The sequence below is a fragment of the Streptomyces sp. BoleA5 genome (genome assembly GCF_000373665.1).
Classification (GTDB): domain Bacteria; phylum Actinomycetota; class Actinomycetes; order Streptomycetales; family Streptomycetaceae; genus Actinacidiphila.
The window spans coordinates 260,849-275,110 of sequence record NZ_KB892154.1 but is presented as its reverse complement, the minus strand read 5'-3'; the positions used below and the strand labels follow the sequence as shown (position 1 = coordinate 275,110).

Annotated in this window: 17 protein-coding genes and 1 pseudogene; 3 read left to right on the top strand and 15 right to left on the bottom strand. The window is 71.6% G+C overall.

Annotated features, from left to right (window positions below; all coding sequences use genetic code 11):
* Nucleotides 1–7 precede the first annotated feature (7 nt).
* Both B085_RS45130 and B085_RS0138375 read right to left on the bottom strand, forming a co-directional pair.
* Nucleotides 8–679: a hypothetical protein gene (locus tag B085_RS45130; protein WP_018557784.1), complete on the bottom strand. Its 672-nt coding sequence runs from the start codon at nucleotides 677–679 to the stop codon at nucleotides 8–10.
* A gap of 96 nt (nucleotides 680–775) precedes the next feature.
* Entirely contained in the window at nucleotides 776–1,132 is a 357-nt protein-coding gene (locus B085_RS0138375; protein WP_018563909.1) for a DUF805 domain-containing protein, read from the bottom strand.
* Nucleotides 1,133–1,410: 278 nt separating this feature from the next.
* Here B085_RS0138375 and B085_RS0138370 point away from each other — a divergent pair, with 278 nt between their 5' ends.
* Nucleotides 1,411–1,806, top strand: a complete 396-nt coding sequence (locus B085_RS0138370) for a DUF2267 domain-containing protein (protein WP_018563908.1) — start codon at nucleotides 1,411–1,413, stop codon at nucleotides 1,804–1,806.
* A gap of 17 nt (nucleotides 1,807–1,823) precedes the next feature.
* Here B085_RS0138370 and B085_RS48355 read toward each other — a convergent pair whose 3' ends face one another.
* From B085_RS48355 to B085_RS0138320, 10 genes and pseudogenes are all read right to left on the bottom strand, one after another.
* On the bottom strand, nucleotides 1,824–2,246 hold the full coding sequence (locus B085_RS48355; RefSeq protein WP_158689913.1) for a hypothetical protein: 423 nt from the start codon (nucleotides 2,244–2,246) through the stop codon (nucleotides 1,824–1,826).
* 41 nt (nucleotides 2,247–2,287) lie between these two features.
* Nucleotides 2,288–2,578, bottom strand: coding sequence for a hypothetical protein (locus B085_RS48350; RefSeq protein WP_018563906.1), 291 nt, complete (start codon nucleotides 2,576–2,578; stop codon nucleotides 2,288–2,290).
* A 63-nt stretch (nucleotides 2,579–2,641) separates the two neighbouring features.
* Nucleotides 2,642–3,340: a DedA family protein gene (locus B085_RS0138360; RefSeq protein WP_018563905.1), complete on the bottom strand. Its 699-nt coding sequence runs from the start codon at nucleotides 3,338–3,340 to the stop codon at nucleotides 2,642–2,644.
* 5 nt (nucleotides 3,341–3,345) lie between these two features.
* Nucleotides 3,346–3,879, bottom strand: a complete 534-nt coding sequence (locus B085_RS0138355; RefSeq protein WP_018563904.1) for a hypothetical protein — start codon at nucleotides 3,877–3,879, stop codon at nucleotides 3,346–3,348.
* 137 nt (nucleotides 3,880–4,016) lie between these two features.
* Nucleotides 4,017–4,718, bottom strand: a complete 702-nt coding sequence (locus B085_RS45120) for a TetR/AcrR family transcriptional regulator (protein ID WP_018563903.1) — start codon at nucleotides 4,716–4,718, stop codon at nucleotides 4,017–4,019.
* Between the two features lie 562 nt (nucleotides 4,719–5,280).
* Nucleotides 5,281–6,018, bottom strand: a complete 738-nt coding sequence (locus B085_RS0138340) for a CE1759 family FMN reductase (protein WP_018563901.1) — start codon at nucleotides 6,016–6,018, stop codon at nucleotides 5,281–5,283.
* A 3-nt stretch (nucleotides 6,019–6,021) separates the two neighbouring features.
* Nucleotides 6,022–7,209: a CE1758 family FMN-dependent luciferase-like monooxygenase gene (locus tag B085_RS0138335; protein WP_018563900.1), complete on the bottom strand. Its 1,188-nt coding sequence runs from the start codon at nucleotides 7,207–7,209 to the stop codon at nucleotides 6,022–6,024.
* Between the two features lie 44 nt (nucleotides 7,210–7,253).
* Nucleotides 7,254–7,715 (bottom strand): hypothetical protein, encoded by a 462-nt coding sequence (locus tag B085_RS45115; protein WP_018563899.1) that lies wholly within the window; start codon nucleotides 7,713–7,715, stop codon nucleotides 7,254–7,256.
* A gap of 233 nt (nucleotides 7,716–7,948) precedes the next feature.
* Nucleotides 7,949–8,179: pseudogene (locus B085_RS0138325) on the bottom strand (lipoyl protein ligase domain-containing protein); the annotation flags it as partial.
* Between the two features lie 95 nt (nucleotides 8,180–8,274).
* Nucleotides 8,275–9,339, bottom strand: coding sequence for a lipoate--protein ligase family protein (locus B085_RS0138320; protein ID WP_018563897.1), 1,065 nt, complete (start codon nucleotides 9,337–9,339; stop codon nucleotides 8,275–8,277).
* A 704-nt stretch (nucleotides 9,340–10,043) separates the two neighbouring features.
* Here B085_RS0138320 and B085_RS0138315 point away from each other — a divergent pair.
* Nucleotides 10,044–10,640 (top strand): histidine phosphatase family protein, encoded by a 597-nt coding sequence (locus tag B085_RS0138315; RefSeq protein WP_106435134.1) that lies wholly within the window; start codon nucleotides 10,044–10,046, stop codon nucleotides 10,638–10,640.
* 525 nt (nucleotides 10,641–11,165) lie between these two features.
* Here the strand turns inward: B085_RS0138315 and B085_RS0138305 are convergent.
* From B085_RS0138305 to B085_RS0138295, 3 genes are read right to left on the bottom strand one after another with little or no spacing between them, the layout of a single operon-like run.
* The gene (locus tag B085_RS0138305) at nucleotides 11,166–11,879 is read right to left on the bottom strand and encodes a DUF1775 domain-containing protein (RefSeq protein ID WP_026251874.1); all 714 of its coding nucleotides are present in this window, start codon (nucleotides 11,877–11,879) and stop codon (nucleotides 11,166–11,168) included.
* A 59-nt stretch (nucleotides 11,880–11,938) separates the two neighbouring features.
* Nucleotides 11,939–12,610 carry a hypothetical protein gene (locus B085_RS46125; protein WP_018563893.1) on the bottom strand — a complete coding sequence of 224 codons (672 nt, stop codon included), beginning with the start codon at nucleotides 12,608–12,610 and terminating at the stop codon, nucleotides 11,939–11,941.
* A gap of 59 nt (nucleotides 12,611–12,669) precedes the next feature.
* The gene (locus B085_RS0138295) at nucleotides 12,670–13,764 is read right to left on the bottom strand and encodes a cation diffusion facilitator family transporter (RefSeq protein ID WP_018563892.1); all 1,095 of its coding nucleotides are present in this window, start codon (nucleotides 13,762–13,764) and stop codon (nucleotides 12,670–12,672) included.
* 63 nt (nucleotides 13,765–13,827) lie between these two features.
* On the opposite strand from B085_RS0138295, the gene B085_RS0138290 reads away from it, so the two are divergent.
* Nucleotides 13,828–14,187, top strand: coding sequence for an ArsR/SmtB family transcription factor (locus tag B085_RS0138290; protein WP_078620255.1), 360 nt, complete (start codon nucleotides 13,828–13,830; stop codon nucleotides 14,185–14,187).
* Nucleotides 14,188–14,262 lie beyond the last annotated feature (75 nt).

The following is a 14,262-nucleotide window of genomic DNA, read 5'->3' as shown; positions in this document are numbered from 1 at the left end:
GCGGGGGTCAGTTGCCGTCGGCGTGGAGGTTCTTGACCTTGATCCAGTCACGGCTGCGGCGACCGGGCAGATACGTACTGGTCAACCGCTTGGCCACCACCCCGTCATACCCCTCCTGCCGGATGTAGTGCAACGCCTCACTCGCCATCGCCGGCCAGTACGGCGGCACCACCACATGCGGCCCCGACACCCCCAGATCATCCAGCAACGCCCGCCGCGCCGTGAACGGCGAATGCAACACCGGCTCCCCCAGATGCAAGATGTCGTACACCACCAACTGCACCGGCATCGCCGCCGCGGCCTCCGCCACCGCCGCCGGATGCCGCACACTCATCCGCCGCTGCAACCGCTCCACCGACACCCCGCCATGCTTCCCCAACGCCACCACCTCCCCGTCCAGCACCCCCACCAGACCCGGCGGCAACACCCCCGCCAACCCCACCAGCTCCGGATACCCCGCCGTCACGTCCTGCCCGATCCCCGACACCAACCGCACCCGCCCGTCCCCCGGCAGATACACCAGCACCCGCGCCCCGTTGAACAACGGCTCGAACCCGTACTCCGCCTCCGCCTCCGCCCCCGGCAACGGCCCCGCCACCGCCAGCATCGGCGACCACGCAGGCAGATCGGCCCGAACCACGGAATCCGCAGGAACACGCGTACCCATATACACCAGCATCCCCCCACACCCCCCGACCGGCGAATCAAACACCGCGGAGCCCGGGCGTCGCGGCCCGCTCCCGGCCTGGCCGGCCGGGAGCGGGCCGCGTGAAGGTCATGCCGGTGTGCTTGCGAACTTCGGGTTCGCGCCGTACTGGTTCTCCGAGGGACCGCCCTCGATGCAGAAGAAGACCAGCAGGACGATCGCGCCGACGATCGGCACCAGGCCGATCAGCAGCCACCAACCGGAACGCCCGGTGTCGTGCAGGCGGCGGACGGACACCCCGAGGGTGGGCAGGAGCACCGCGAGGGCGTAGACCGACTGCAGGTAGTCGAAGCCGATGGCGCGCCCCACGAAGAGGAGCACGATGCTGACCACCAGGTTGACCAGCGCGAACATCCAGTATTCGGTGCGGCGCGCGCGTCCGCCGAAGACGGCGTACTGCTTGAGCACGTCCAGGTACCAGTGCATACGGAACCCCCCAAGGTCGACGACCGTAGGCCCGTCCGGTGCGGCCGGGCAGGCGGAATGTACGGTTTTGTAGTGCACGGGTCAAGACATCCGGCGGTAAAAATCCTTGATCCGATTCATGATGTCCCGCTCGTACCGCCGCGATGGGGGTCCGGCAGTCATACACCGCCGCTTTCGGGGTAGGCGGGGCGCGAACGGCCGGATTCACCGGCCGGCACGCACACCGCGGAGGTCCTCCGATGTCCCCCCAGCCCCAACCGGGTCGGCCCACGGCGTCCATGACGTTCGACCACATGCTGGAGCGGGTGCGGTACGACGGCGTCTACCCCACTCGGGAGCGGGCCGAGGAGGCCGTGCGCGCGGTGCTCGCCGCCCTGGGCCGCCGGCTCATCGGCGACGAACGCGTCGCGCTTGCCGCGTGCCTGCCCGTCGAGGCGGCGCTCGTCTTCACCGCCGAGATCCCGGAGATCAGGCCCATCACCTGCGGCGCCTTCGTCGAGGACCTGGCCGCCCGCTCCAGCGGCACCACGGCTACGGCACGCTGGGACAGCTGCACCGTGCTGACCGTGGTCGCCCGGCTGGCCGGACGCGACCTGACGACACGCGTCCTCCGTCAACTGCCCTGCGACTACGCCCCGCTCTTCGGCCGCGACGACCTCGTCAGCGCCGCCTGACCGGGGGCCCGCGAGGGCTACAGGTGCCGCATCCAGAGGTTGGACTCGGCGTACACGCCCCGGTCCCGCTCACGGTCGATCTCCACGAGGTCGAGTGCTCCCGGGACGACGTAGCCGCCGGTCCGCGGGAAGGCCATGCCCGCCCACGCCTCCCACTCGGCCACGGTGCCTGTGATCACCATGGAGCGCGGCGCGGGCGCGAGGACGGTCGCTCCGAGCCGCTGGTGGGTGCGGATCCAGGGGTCGAGATGCAGGCCGTCCGGGCGGGTCCAGCCGGCGAAGTCCTCCATCGCCGTCAGCGGGTACCGCGCCTTGAGCGTGGGCCGCACCGGCGCGATCACACGTCGCAGCCCGGCTTCCACGGAGCGGTCGCGCAGCGCCGTGAGCACCCTGGCGGCCAGTCCGCCGCCGAGGCGGTCCGGACGCACGGCCGCGACCATGACGCAGAGGGTGTCCGGCACGACGCAGGCCTCGTGCCCGGTCACCGCCGCGGCCCGGCGCCGTCGTAGTCGTCGGGGAGCGTGCCTGCCTCCCCGTCCCAGCACAGCGCGACCCCGGCCCCGCCGGCCACCACCTGGCCGCCGGCCACCACCTGGCCGCCGTCCAGCAGCAGCACGTCGAACCGCGGGAAGTACGCCAGCGCCCGGCGGCGGTACTCCGCCGAGGACGGGGCGTGCAGGATGAACACCGGCCACCCGCCCCAGAGCGCGGCCCGCGCCTGCTCCCGAAGGTGAGGACGCTCGCCTGCCGTCACGGTCTCGGTCTCGGTCACGCGGGGGATCCTAGCCAGGGCGATCGCGCGACGCGCGGCACGGCGGCGGACCGCGGGCCGGGCTCAGGACTCCCGTGCGGAGGTGTACGCGCCTGCCCGGTCCTGTTCCGGCGCGCGCTTGGCGGCACCGCCCGTCGCCACGATCCGTGACGCCGACCGCGCGGTCCCGCGGCGGCGCCGGCCCAGAAGGCGGGTGGCGACCAGCGCGGCGGCGCCCGCGACCACGAGCACGGGGATCGCCAGGAGCCCTGCCCGGTGGAGCAGTTCGGTGGCGGCCGCACCGGCGAAGTAGCCGAGCAGCACATTGCCGACGCCCCAGACCAGCGACGCGGCGCTGCTGTAGAGGAAGAAGCGGCGGTACGGCATGCCGGAGGCGCCCGCGACAAAGGGCAGGAAGGTGCGGACGAAACCGACGAACCTACCCGTGAACACCGCCGCCCCGCCGTGCCGCACCAGGAAGTGCCGGGCGCGTCCGGTCCGGCTGTCGGGCCGTATCCGGTGCATGCGGCTGCCCGGGTGCCGCTCGCAGTGCCGTCCCAGCGCGAAGCCGAGGCTGTCACCGAGCATGCCGCCGGTGACCACGACGGCGGCCAGGAGCAGGGGGTTGAGGTCCCCCCGGCCGGCGATGGCAGACGCCAGGAGGATGACCGTCTCCCCGGGGAGCAGCAGACCGACGAACGCGCTGGTCTCCCCCGCCGTCACGGCGAACACGACGGCGTACGTCCACCATCCGGCCGCCTCGATCAGGCCGTCCAGGTGCATGGCCGTCAGCCCGCCTGCCGCAGCGGCGCCGCTTCGGGTGCGCGTCGCACCCGCCGCCGGTAGGGCACGAGGCGCGCGGTGAACCAGGCGAGCACCGGCACGCCCGCGGCGAGGAGGAAGCCGGCCACCGGGTCGTCGGCGGTCGCCACCGCCGCCGCGACCGAGGACGCGGCGACCGCCGCCACGGCGATCCGCGCCCAGGCGGCCGGAACGGTGGCGACGACGGCGAGCGCCGTCAGCAGGTACCAGCCCGCCCCGGCACCGGGCAGGGCGAAGTAGTCCGCCAGGTAGTCACGGGCGGGGGACGTCCCGCGCACCGGCACGCGGCCCATCGACGCGGAGAGCGCGAGCCCGGCCGCGCTGGACAGCAGCAGTGCCACGGCGACCCGGACGTAGACCGCGGGATGCCGGTTGGCCAGCCAGAGAAGGGTCACCGCCATCAGCGGCCAGGGGGCCACGGCGTGGATCCGGTCGAGCGCGTGTGCCGCGTCCTGGCCCAGCGCCGTCCAGCCATCACTCGCGGATGGGGATGGGTTCACCGCGGCCTCCTGATCAGCCGGTTCAGCGTCGCCACGGCGGCGCGTCGAGATCGTCTTCCGATCAGGCAACCGGACGTGGCTCTCCACTTATTTCCGCCGTGACGCACCTAACAGCGCCCGCCGGCCCAGCGATACGGTCAGCCGGGGCCGTGACCCGGGCGGCCCGGCGCCCGCAGGCCCTTGGCCTCGGCGTTCCCCAGCAGCGCGCGTTCGGTCTGCAGCGGGGTGGGCGCGGCCGGCAGGGGCCCCGCGTGGACGGGCCTGCAGGCCTCCAGCAGGAAGGCCACCAGGCGCCGCCAGGCGTGCGGGGCGGCGCCCCGGGTCACCTCGATGACGCCCGCGTTGGCCATCAGGAACAGCAGGACGTCCTCCGGAACGACGTCCTCCCGCAGGACCCCGGCCTCCTGTGCCCGGCGCACGAGTTCGGCCACGGCACGGTTCCGGCGCTCGCAGGAGCGCGCGGCGACCCGCGAGTTGGGAAGCCTGAGGACGAGAAGGTCACTGAGGCCGCGGTCGGCCGCCATGGCGGCGCACAGCCGCTCGACGAACGTGCTGAAACCCGTCCACGGGTCCTCGCAGAGCAGCGCCTCCTCGGCGATGGCCCCGACCCGCGTCAGTTCCTCCGCGAAGGCGGCCTCCACCAGTTCCTCGCGCGACGGGAAGCGCCGGTAGAGCGTGCCCGCGCCGACACCGGCGCGCTCGGCGACCTCGTCCATCGGCGCGTCGAGACCCCGCTCCTCGAAGATCTGGCGCGCGGCGGCCACGATTCGCCGCCTGTTGCGCAGCGCGTCCGCGCGCAGTCCCCGTTCGGCGGATCGGGGGCTCTCGGTCGCTGCCATACATCAAGGCTACCAAGCGGAGAGGGCACTCCGGATGGAGCAGCGCGGGGTCCGGGCGGGGCACCGGCGCGGAGCCGGCGATCGGCCCCGGTGCATCGCCGGGGGACCGCGGGGCCGTTGGTCGTGCGCCTATCGTCCGGCCGTACCGTCGTCGGACGAAGACGCGCGGGCGGCTCGTCCGTGCCGCGACCCAGGTCATGAGCTGGAACCCGCGCAAGGCCCCCATGCCACCCCGCACAGCGCCTGGTTCCCGTCATTCCCCTCGTTCCCCGCGCACGGTGCGCCCCGCCCGGACTCGCGCCGTGGTGGCCGTCGTCCTGCTGGGCGTCTTCGCCTTCGCCCTGCCGCAGTCCCTGAGCAACCGGGTGCTGCCCCGGTTGCGGAAGGAGCCGGGCACCACGCAGACGCACCTCACGTGGGTCGTGACCACCTTCAGACGGGCGCGGTCCTCGCAGCGTGGCTGGTGCCCCGCGGGGGCGCGACCGAACCCGCCGCGGCGAAGGACCCGATCGCGGCCCGCTCCTGACGGGACACCGGGCATCCACGGACCGCGGACGGCGGCTCAGTAGCCGGAGGAGGCGTCCTTCCGCAACGGGGCTCCCCCGGCCGCCAGGCGCATGAGCGGGGTGTCGAAGTCGACCTCGGCGGCGGTGTGCTCGGCCCGCGTGGCGTTGCCGTCGAACCGGTGCCGGTAGCCGGACCAGGCCCGGTCGGCGATCGCGTCGCCGACGCCGCTGGCCATCAGCGCCGCGAGTTCGACGGCCGCCCGGCCGATGCGGTCCCCCAGCGCCGACGCGCCCCAGTCCTCGGGGGCGGCGAAGACCGACGTCGGGACGGAAAGAGCGCGCAGGTAGGCGAACATGGGGCGGACCTGGTCCTCGACGACCAGCGCATGACGCGGGCTGCCGGCCGTCGCGGCGAGCAGGACGGGCTTGGCGACGACGAGGTCGTCGTCCAGGACGTCGAAGAACGACTTGAACAGGCCGCTCACCCCCGCGGTGTAGACAGGGGTCGAGGTGATCACACCGTCGGCGGCGGCCAGTTCACCGATCGCCGCCCGCAGGCTCTCACCGGGATGTCCGGAGACGATCGCGCGGGCGATGTCGACGGCGAGCGGGCCGAGTGCGATCGAGCGGGTGGTGGCCGTGCGGCCCTGCTCGCCCAGCGCGGTGACGGCCCGGTGGGCGATGCGGTCGGCGAGCAGTCTCGACGAGGAGGGGTCGCTCACCCCCGCGTCGACCACGACGAGCGTGAGCGGGCGTTCGGCGGACACGTCGCCGACCCGGGTTTCGGTGCTCATGGCTCAGCCGACCAGGGGCCGTCGCGCGCCGACCGACGGATCGCCGTCCTGGTACGGCGAGGCGCCCGTCACGTTGTCCCCGCGGTTGGGGTTGGGCCGCGGCTGCCGCGGCCGTCCGTCACCGTACTTCGCCCGCACCAGGCCGGCGTGCGTGGGCGCGTCCGGCACGCCCGGGGCGCGCAGCGAGGCCATCTCCTTGCGGAGCACCGGCACCACCTCGGTCGCCAGCAGTTCCACCTGCTCCAGCACGGCCTCGAGGGGCTGGCCCATGCCGTCCAGGTTCCACAACTGGCGCTGGTAGTCGCCGAAGCGCTCCCGAAAGTCCATCGTCTTGTCGATGACCTCCTGCGGACTGCCCACCGACAGAGGGGTGAGCTTGCGGTACTCGTCGAGCGAGCTCCCGCGGAACAGCGGGAACCCCTCGAAGTACGGGCGGAACGCCGCGACCGCGTCCTGCGAGCGCCTGGCGATGTGGACCTGGCCGCCGAGGCCGACGATGGCCTGCTCCGGGGTGCCGTGGCCGTGGTGCGCGAACCGCTGCCGGTAGAAGGCGACGAGCCGTTCGAAGTGCCCGTAGGGCGCGAGGACGTTGTTGGCGAAGAAGCCGTTGCCGTAGTAGGCGGCCTGCTCGGCGATCTCCGGGGTGCGGATGGAGCCGTGCCAGACGAAGGGCGGCACGTCGTCGAGGGGGCGCGGGGTCGAGGTGAAGCCCTGCAGGGTCGAGCGGAAGTTGCCCTCCCAGTCCACGACGTCCTCGCGCCACAGGCGGTGCAGCAGGTTGTAGTTCTCCAGGGCCAGCTCGACGCCCTTGTGGATGTCCTGCCCGAACCAGGGGTAGACCGGGGCAGTGTTGCCGCGGCCGAGGACGAGGTCGACCCGGCCCTTGGCGAGGTGCTGCAGCATCGCGTACTCCTCCGCGATGCGCACCGGGTCGTTGGTCGTGATCAGCGTCACGGAGGTGCTCAGTGTGATCCGCTCGGTGAGCGCCGCGATGTGGGCCAGGATCGTGGTCGGCGAGGACGGGATGAACGGCGGGTTGTGGTGCTCGCCGATGGCGACGACGTCCAGGCCCACCTCGTCCGCGCGCCGGGCGATGCGGACGATCGCGTCGATGCGCTCCGCCTCGCTCGGGGTGCGTCCGCTGACCGGGTCCCGCGTGACGTCGCCGACTCCGAAGATGCCGAATTGCATGGTGGTGGTTCGTCCTTCTGCTGTGCGGAGGATGGTCGGGAGGTTCAGGAGTCCGCGGTCCGGGAGTCCGCGCCGGTGGGCGCGTCCGGCTGCCGCGTCGCCCCTGAGGCGAGCTCCGCCCTTACGCGCGGGGCGACTTCGGTACCGAAGAGCCGGATGTTCTCCATCAGGTGCGCGTGCGGCATCGGGCCCATCCCGTACTTGAGGTCGAACCGGGTGGCGCCGAGGACGCGCATGGTCCTGACGATCCTGCGGGCGACCGTCGCGGGCGAGCCGACATAGAGCGAGCCGTAGGCCCGTTCGTGCTCGTAGTACGCGCGGGTGATGGGAGGGAAGCCCCGCTCGCGGCGGGCCTCGAGCATGAAGCTCTCGTAGTACGGCCAGTACTCCTCGCTCGCCCGCTCGTCGGTCGCGGCGACGTGCCCCGGCGAGTGCAGGCCGATCGGCCGCGGGCCGTACCCCGCCTCCGCCGTGGAGCGGTCCAGCCTGGCCCGTTCCGCCGCCACACCCTCCTCGACCAGCGCGCGGAGGTTCTCGGGGTGACCGTGGGGCGTCCCGCGACGTCCTTGGAGACGTCCCCGAAGCTGTCGACGCCGATGACGACGGGGAACGACGCGTCCGCCTCCATGGCGCACCTCCAAGTGTTTGACGCGTCAAGCATATGCACATCATTGACTCGTCAAACAAGTGGGTGGCCATGTGATCCGCACCCCGGACGCGGCCCACATGGCGAGGCCCGGCCCGCCCCGCCGTCCGGGGCGACGACCCGCTTCTGCGCGGCGCCGGCGATCTTGCCGGCCTCGGTGGCGATGTCGTTCAGCGGCTGGTACCAGGCCTTGATCCCCATGTCGCCGAGGGCGTCGAGGACCCAGTCGTCGAGGTAGGCGTAGGAGTCGGCGAACGACAACCCCGACACCAGTGGCGCGGGGACCGAGAGGGAGTAGGTGATGGTGTTCCCGGGCTCCACGAAGGTCGGATGGGGAAGACACTACGAGCCGGCGTGATCATGAGCAAGGGCCTACTCACCCTGCCGGGTGGGAGGCGGCACTCGGCAGGGCGCGGCCTTTACGGCACGCGCGCGGTCCATTCCTCGGTCGCGAACTTCGTCCGCACCAGTTCCTCCGCGCCGGCCAACTCTTCCGCCGTGACTTCGCCGGTGGCCAGCCCGTAGCGGTTACGGAAGGAGGCGACCATGTTCTCGATGACCTGCTCCCGGGCGAGGCCCGTCTGCCGGCGGAGCGGGTCAACACGCTTTTTGGCGCTCGTGATGCCCTTGTCGGACATCTTCTCCTTGCCGATGCGGAGCACCTCGAGCATCTTGTCGGCGTCGATGTCGTAGGACATCGTCACGTGATGGAGCACGGCTCCAGGACCGCCATCAGGGCCGACCATGCGCTTCTGGGCCGCACCGGCAATCTTGCCGGCCTCGGTGGCGATGTCGTTGAGGGGTTTGTACCAGGCCTTGATGCCCATGTCGCCGAGTGCGCCGAGCACCCAGTCGTCGAGGTAGGCGTAGCTGTCTGCAAAGGAGAGGCCCGAGACCAGGGACTCCGGGACGGACAGGGAGTACGTGATCGTACTCATGGGCTCTACGAACATAGCCCCACCACCAGAGATGCGGCGAACCACGGTCAGCCCGTGCTTCGCGGCCCCTTCGGGGTCTACCTCGTTCCGCAGGGACTGGAAGCTGCCGATCACCACAGCCGGCGAGGCCCACTCCCATACCCGCAGGGTTGGGGATCGCCGCCCAGCGGCCACCTCGGCGGTGATCACCTCGTCCAGCGCCATGTGCAGGGCCGGTGCCTGCGGCTCCATGTGCACCAGCTGCCAGTCGTAGTCGCTCCACTCGGTCGCATGGGCCAGAGCGCGCCGGACGGCGATGCCGACGCCCTCCGCTGTCAGCCCGAACATCACGGTCGACTCCGGCAGCGCCGCCGTGACCCGGGCGGCCAGCCCCGCGGCGTCCGTCGATGAGGGAGAACCCTCAAGGGCTGCGTTGATCGAGAGGATCGCTTCGTCGGGCTCCAGGAAGAAGTCCCCGGCGACTCGCACGTTGCGCAGGACACCGTCCTCGACATCCAGATCCACGACGACCAGCTTGCCGCCGGGCACCTTGTATTCGCCATGCACGGCTTCGTTTCCTTCCAGTGCGCTGTACGTGTCCTGAGCCTGCTACTCGGACATCCAGACAGATACGCACATCTCTCGGATTGCACCTTAGTGCTCGCCCGTAGCGAGCGATTCGTAGCCCCAAAGGAACCGGAGTGGGGAACGATCCCGCCATGCTGTCCCGGCTGCCTCCTTGTGGGGCACAGAACCCGGCCTACAGCCCGACTCGCCCGCCGGCACCGGCGGCTTTACCTCGGAAAGGGCCTCTGACCTGCGTCGGAGGCCGCCGACGGGTTGGCCGACGTCACCAACCTCACAGTCACCGGCGCGGCCGGCGTCGCCGCCGTCTCGGCCGGTGCGGTCGGCCGCAATCGCCGTTGCCGCCAGCCACTGTCCTGGCGCGCCAATCGTCGGGGAGCACGGCAACGCCCTGGTGTCCGCGCCGGCGGTGAACCATCTCGATGGCGGCTGCTTGGCGGATCTCTGCGATCGACCAGGTCACGGTCGTCAGGGCTGTCAAGATCCCTGCGACCGCCTGAACCTCTGCCGGTGCCTCGTCGGCTTCCAGAAGCGTGCGTGACCAGGGGGACGGGTCCCCGCCAGTCGGCGGGGACGGTCGGGCCCACTGCCGGATGGTTGGACCAGGGTGTCGTGTCGGAGGTTGGTAACGGTGGGCCGGCTCATGGAAGCGGCACGCGGAAGCTCTTCAGCCCGAGGTGAGTGACGTGGAAGCACGGCTGACGTTCTTGCGGGCAACCGACTTCGAGGCCGAGGACGACCTGTCCTTCGGCGACGGCGCCCTGAGCGAGCGCGGTCGGCAGAATGCCGCCGCAGTTGCAGTTCTGCCGCCGTACACACGGATCCTTCGCACGCCCTCGACGCGCTGCGTGCAGACGGCTGAGGCTCTCGGGGTGCAGTGCGTCCCTGAGGCCGCGCTCAGGGACATCGATTACGGCAGTTGGAGCGGGCGCACGGTCCGGGAGGTTGCGGCCAAGGAGCCCTACGGCCTGTCCGCCTGGCTCACGGACCCCGATGCGACCCCGCATGGCGGGGAGTCCGTCGCTCAACTCTGCCGCCGGACAGCCGCGTGGCTGGACGCCCTGCCCGCCGACGCGGGTCACGTACTCGTGATCACCGAGAAGTCGGTCGTCCGAGCCTCGCTGGTCCATGTCCTGTCCGCACCCGCCAGGGCCTTCTGGCACCTCGACGGGCCACCGCTGGTTCCGGTCACCCTGACCAGGCGCGACGGCCAGTGGACGGCCCGGTTCGACCACCCTCCGCTTCAGCAGCGACAGCAGGCGCCGGATCTACTGGCTGCCTGACGGGTCCGACGCCGGCGAGGGGAAGGGTCCGGCAAGCGGGGCATCGTCGCCCGTCACCGCGAGAGACATCTCCTAGTTGTCCCGCACCGCGGTTCGCGCCCGGGGCGGATCGGTGGGGGCGGTTCCGACGGGTGACGAGGGGGGCGACGGCGGCGGGGCCGCCACGGATGTTCGACGGGCCGGGAGCAAGCCCGCCGTCATCGCCGTTGCCGCAAGCGGTCACCGGGGCGAGGAGCGCGGCCGCGGCCACGCTGTTCCAACGCCGCATCAGGCAACGAGTCGTGATCGTGGCCTCCCGTGTCGCGAGGTCCGTCGTCGGCCTACCCCTGGCGCAGGGTCCCATGCCACACGTGTACTGGACGGGGAGGCGCGTATGAGTCCCTGGGTCCGTCATTTCACCGTCGCGGTGCTGCTCGTGCTGGTGGCCGCTTTCGTGGTCCTGGTCCTGGGGCCGATCCTGATCGACCAGCTGTGATGCGACTGCCCGTGGCCCCGGAGTGCACCGGGGCCACGGGGAGCCCTACATCAGGAGCCGTCGGCGGCGCCGCGGCGCTGCCACCACCAGATACCGCCGCCAACGATGACCAGGGCGGCGACGCCCAGGCCCACCGGGAGCGCGATGGATCCGCCGTCGTCTTCCTTCTCGGCGGCCTTCTCCTCCACCACCGGCGTCTCCACGGCGCTTGGGGTGGCGGAGACGGTCGGGGCGGCGGAGGACGTGGAGGGCGAGGCCTCGACTGCCGTCGAGCCGGGGGCTGCGGCCTTCAGCTTGAGCACGGGCGCCGGACTCTCGCTGCCCTCGTCCAGCTCGATCCATCGGTCGATCCGCTCGTCCTCGTAGGACTGCAAGGTCTTGAAGGCCAGTGACTTCGCGTCCGGAAGCTGGGCCACGGACACGGTGAACTCGGCATCCTTCCCGGCCGGCAGGGCGCTTCCGGAGACGGTCACGCTGCGGTCGTCACTGGTGAGCTTCCAGCCCTTGGGGCCCTCGACGTAGGTGACGTCGGTCGGCTTGATCCCTTCCGGCAGGAACACCTGCGCCTTGGTGATGCCCGCCGTCGCGGACTCCGATTCACAAGCGAAGTCCAGCACGACGTTCTTCGAGAGGGCGCGGGTCTCCTTCGCGGAGACCTCCACGTGGGCGAAGGCGGGGGACGCGGTGGCCAGGGCCACGAGGGTGGCGGTGGCGGACACGGCGGCGAGGCGGCGCGCGGTGCGCGTCGCGGGCATACGGGTCATGAAGGGGAACTCCCTGGGGTGCACGGTGGGATTACCGGCACGCCGGAGGGCGCACCGGGTCAGGCGGCGAGATCGAGCTCAGCCGCCGGCGGACCCCTGCGTACGACCGCATGGGCGAGGACAGCGGGCCCCCGTGGGAGCAGATGGAAGAACGGAAGCAGCGGCCGGCTGCCGGGTGTCCTCGTGTGAGGCCGGAAGGCCGTGCCGAGCAGCCGCGTGATGACGACTGCGACGGCGGCGCGCAGCATGCGGCCGGTCGTCGCAGCGGCGCGGCAAGCCTGGTCGGCGCGGTGCAGACCGCAAGCGACCACGAGGGCGGCGGTCAGATGCGCGGCGGCCATCAGCCATCCGTTGTGATGCCCGGCGTGCCACGCGTCGTGGTTCCCGAGCGCCGCGAGGCCGCGGTCGGCGGGATGGTGGTGATGGCGCTCCACCTCAGCGCTGAGCACCGGACCCACGCCGAGCCAGGAGTGGAGGGCACCTTGTGCGGAGACCGTGGCGACCATGGTGACCGGCAGGGAGCGCGGCTTCCGGATGACCGGCAGGAGCAGTGACCACAGCACGATGCCGGCGATCCCGGCCGCGCGCCAAGCGATCGCGTCACCGGACACCAGATGGTGGCCGGTGACGGCGAGGACCACGCTGACCGTCGCGAAGACCGCCGCTCGGGCAGCGGGTACACGCACACCGGTGCGGTGCGCCGACGTGGCATCGCTGCTGGCTGTGGTCATGGCTGCACCAGCATGGGCCATCGGCCGCCTGTTCGGGAAAAGCGGTGTCCGGCCATGACTCACGCGGCATGATGGGCCAGTTCGGCATGTGGGTCGGCCGCGCCCGCGCCGTGTGCGGGGTCGGCGTGTACCAGGGCGGCCGTCAGCCGGGGCACCGCGTCCAGCAGGGCGTGCTCGGCGTCCACGGCGACCTGGTGGCCTTCACGGACTTTCAGTTCTCCGTCGACGACCACGGCGACCTCGGCGCGCAGCCGGTGCCCGATCCACCGCAGCCGCAGTTCGCTCACCTGCCGGACTCCCGGCACCTCGCGCAGGGCACGTTCGGCGTCGTCGACGAGGGCGGGGTCGACGGCGTCCATGAGGCGGCGGAAGACCTCGCGGGCGGCATCGCGCAGCACCAGCAGGATGGCTCCCGTGATAGCCAGGCCCACGATCGGGTCCGCGAGCCGCCAGCCGATCGCGGCACCCACTGCGCCGAGCAGCACGGCCAGCGAGGTGAAGCCGTCGGTGCGGGCGTGGAGACCGTCGGCGACGAGCGCGGCCGAGCCGATCTTCCGCCCGACGCGGATGCGGTAGCGGGCCACCCACTCGTTTCCGATGAACCCGATCACCGCGGCAGCGGCGACCGCCGGCAGGTAGCTGATCTCCCGCGGGTGCAGCAGCCTGTCGACGGCCGTCCAGGCGGCGAACCCCGCCGAGGCCGTGATCGTCAGCACGATGACGATGCCGGCGAGATCCTCGGCCCGCCCGTACCCGTAGGTGAAGCGCCGCGTGGCCGCGCGCCGGCCCAGGACGAACGCGACGCCGAGCGGCAGGGCGGTCAGGGCATCGGCGGCGTTGTGCACGGTGTCACCGAGCAGGGCCACCGAACCGGACACCACGACGACCACTGCCTGGGCCACCGCGGTCACACCCAGAACGGCCAGGGACACCCACAGCGCGCGCATGCCCTCGGCCGACGACTCCAGAGCGCGGTCCACCTTGTCGGCGGACGCGTGGGAGTGCGGCCTGATCATGTGGGTGAGCCGGTGACGCCACCGTCCCCGGCCGGCCCGGGCGGCGGCACCGTGGCCGTGGCCGTCTGTGTGACCGTGGGCGTGCTCGTGCCCGCGATCCCCGGGGTTGTCGCGGCGATGGCCGTTCTGCGCGTTCATGAGGATCTTCCTTCACCCGCCGGGAAGTGGACGCAGGGTGGACCTTCCCCCGATCATGTGCTCATGAACGCACGCATGAACGTCTCATCTGCGCATGGTGCGCATCCGCGAGAAGCGCGCGCGGAGCATTACGTCCGCGGGGCGGAAATCCTGAGCCTGCTCGCCGACCGCACTCGCCTCAACCTGCTGCACACCCTGACCGCGGGCGAGGCGGACGTCACCACTCTTACGGAGCAATCCGGCGCCGCGCGTCCGGCCGTCAGCCAGCACCTGGCCAAGCTCCGGCTCGCGGGCCTGGTGTCCGCGCGGAAAGAGGGGCGCCGCATGATCTACAGGCTTCCCGACGGGCATCTGGGGCGGCTCGTCGATGAGGTGCTCAGCCTCGCGGAGCACCTCATGACCGCGAAACCGTCGCACAGATGAGGTCGTTGAGGTCAAGTTCCTCCCGTAATGTTCGAGATGTGCGAGATCGCAACTACGGAACGCTCACGGCGTTTC

Coding starts and splice junctions, on each gene's coding strand:
- B085_RS45130 (WP_018557784.1), bottom strand. CDS start 679: ATGCTGGTGTATATGGGTACGCGTGTTCCTGCGGATTCCGTGGTTCGG.
- B085_RS0138375 (WP_018563909.1), bottom strand. CDS start 1,132: ATGCACTGGTACCTGGACGTGCTCAAGCAGTACGCCGTCTTCGGCGGA.
- B085_RS0138370 (WP_018563908.1), top strand. CDS start 1,411: ATGACGTTCGACCACATGCTGGAGCGGGTGCGGTACGACGGCGTCTAC.
- B085_RS48355 (WP_158689913.1), bottom strand. CDS start 2,246: ATGGTCGCGGCCGTGCGTCCGGACCGCCTCGGCGGCGGACTGGCCGCC.
- B085_RS0138360 (WP_018563905.1), bottom strand. CDS start 3,340: ATGCACCTGGACGGCCTGATCGAGGCGGCCGGATGGTGGACGTACGCC.
- B085_RS45120 (WP_018563903.1), bottom strand. CDS start 4,718: ATGGCAGCGACCGAGAGCCCCCGATCCGCCGAACGGGGACTGCGCGCG.
- B085_RS0138340 (WP_018563901.1), bottom strand. CDS start 6,018: ATGAGCACCGAAACCCGGGTCGGCGACGTGTCCGCCGAACGCCCGCTC.
- B085_RS0138335 (WP_018563900.1), bottom strand. CDS start 7,209: ATGCAATTCGGCATCTTCGGAGTCGGCGACGTCACGCGGGACCCGGTC.
- B085_RS0138305 (WP_026251874.1), bottom strand. CDS start 11,879: ATGACCCGTATGCCCGCGACGCGCACCGCGCGCCGCCTCGCCGCCGTG.
- B085_RS46125 (WP_018563893.1), bottom strand. CDS start 12,610: ATGACCACAGCCAGCAGCGATGCCACGTCGGCGCACCGCACCGGTGTG.
- B085_RS0138295 (WP_018563892.1), bottom strand. CDS start 13,764: ATGAACGCGCAGAACGGCCATCGCCGCGACAACCCCGGGGATCGCGGG.
- B085_RS0138290 (WP_078620255.1), top strand. CDS start 13,828: ATGAACGCACGCATGAACGTCTCATCTGCGCATGGTGCGCATCCGCGA.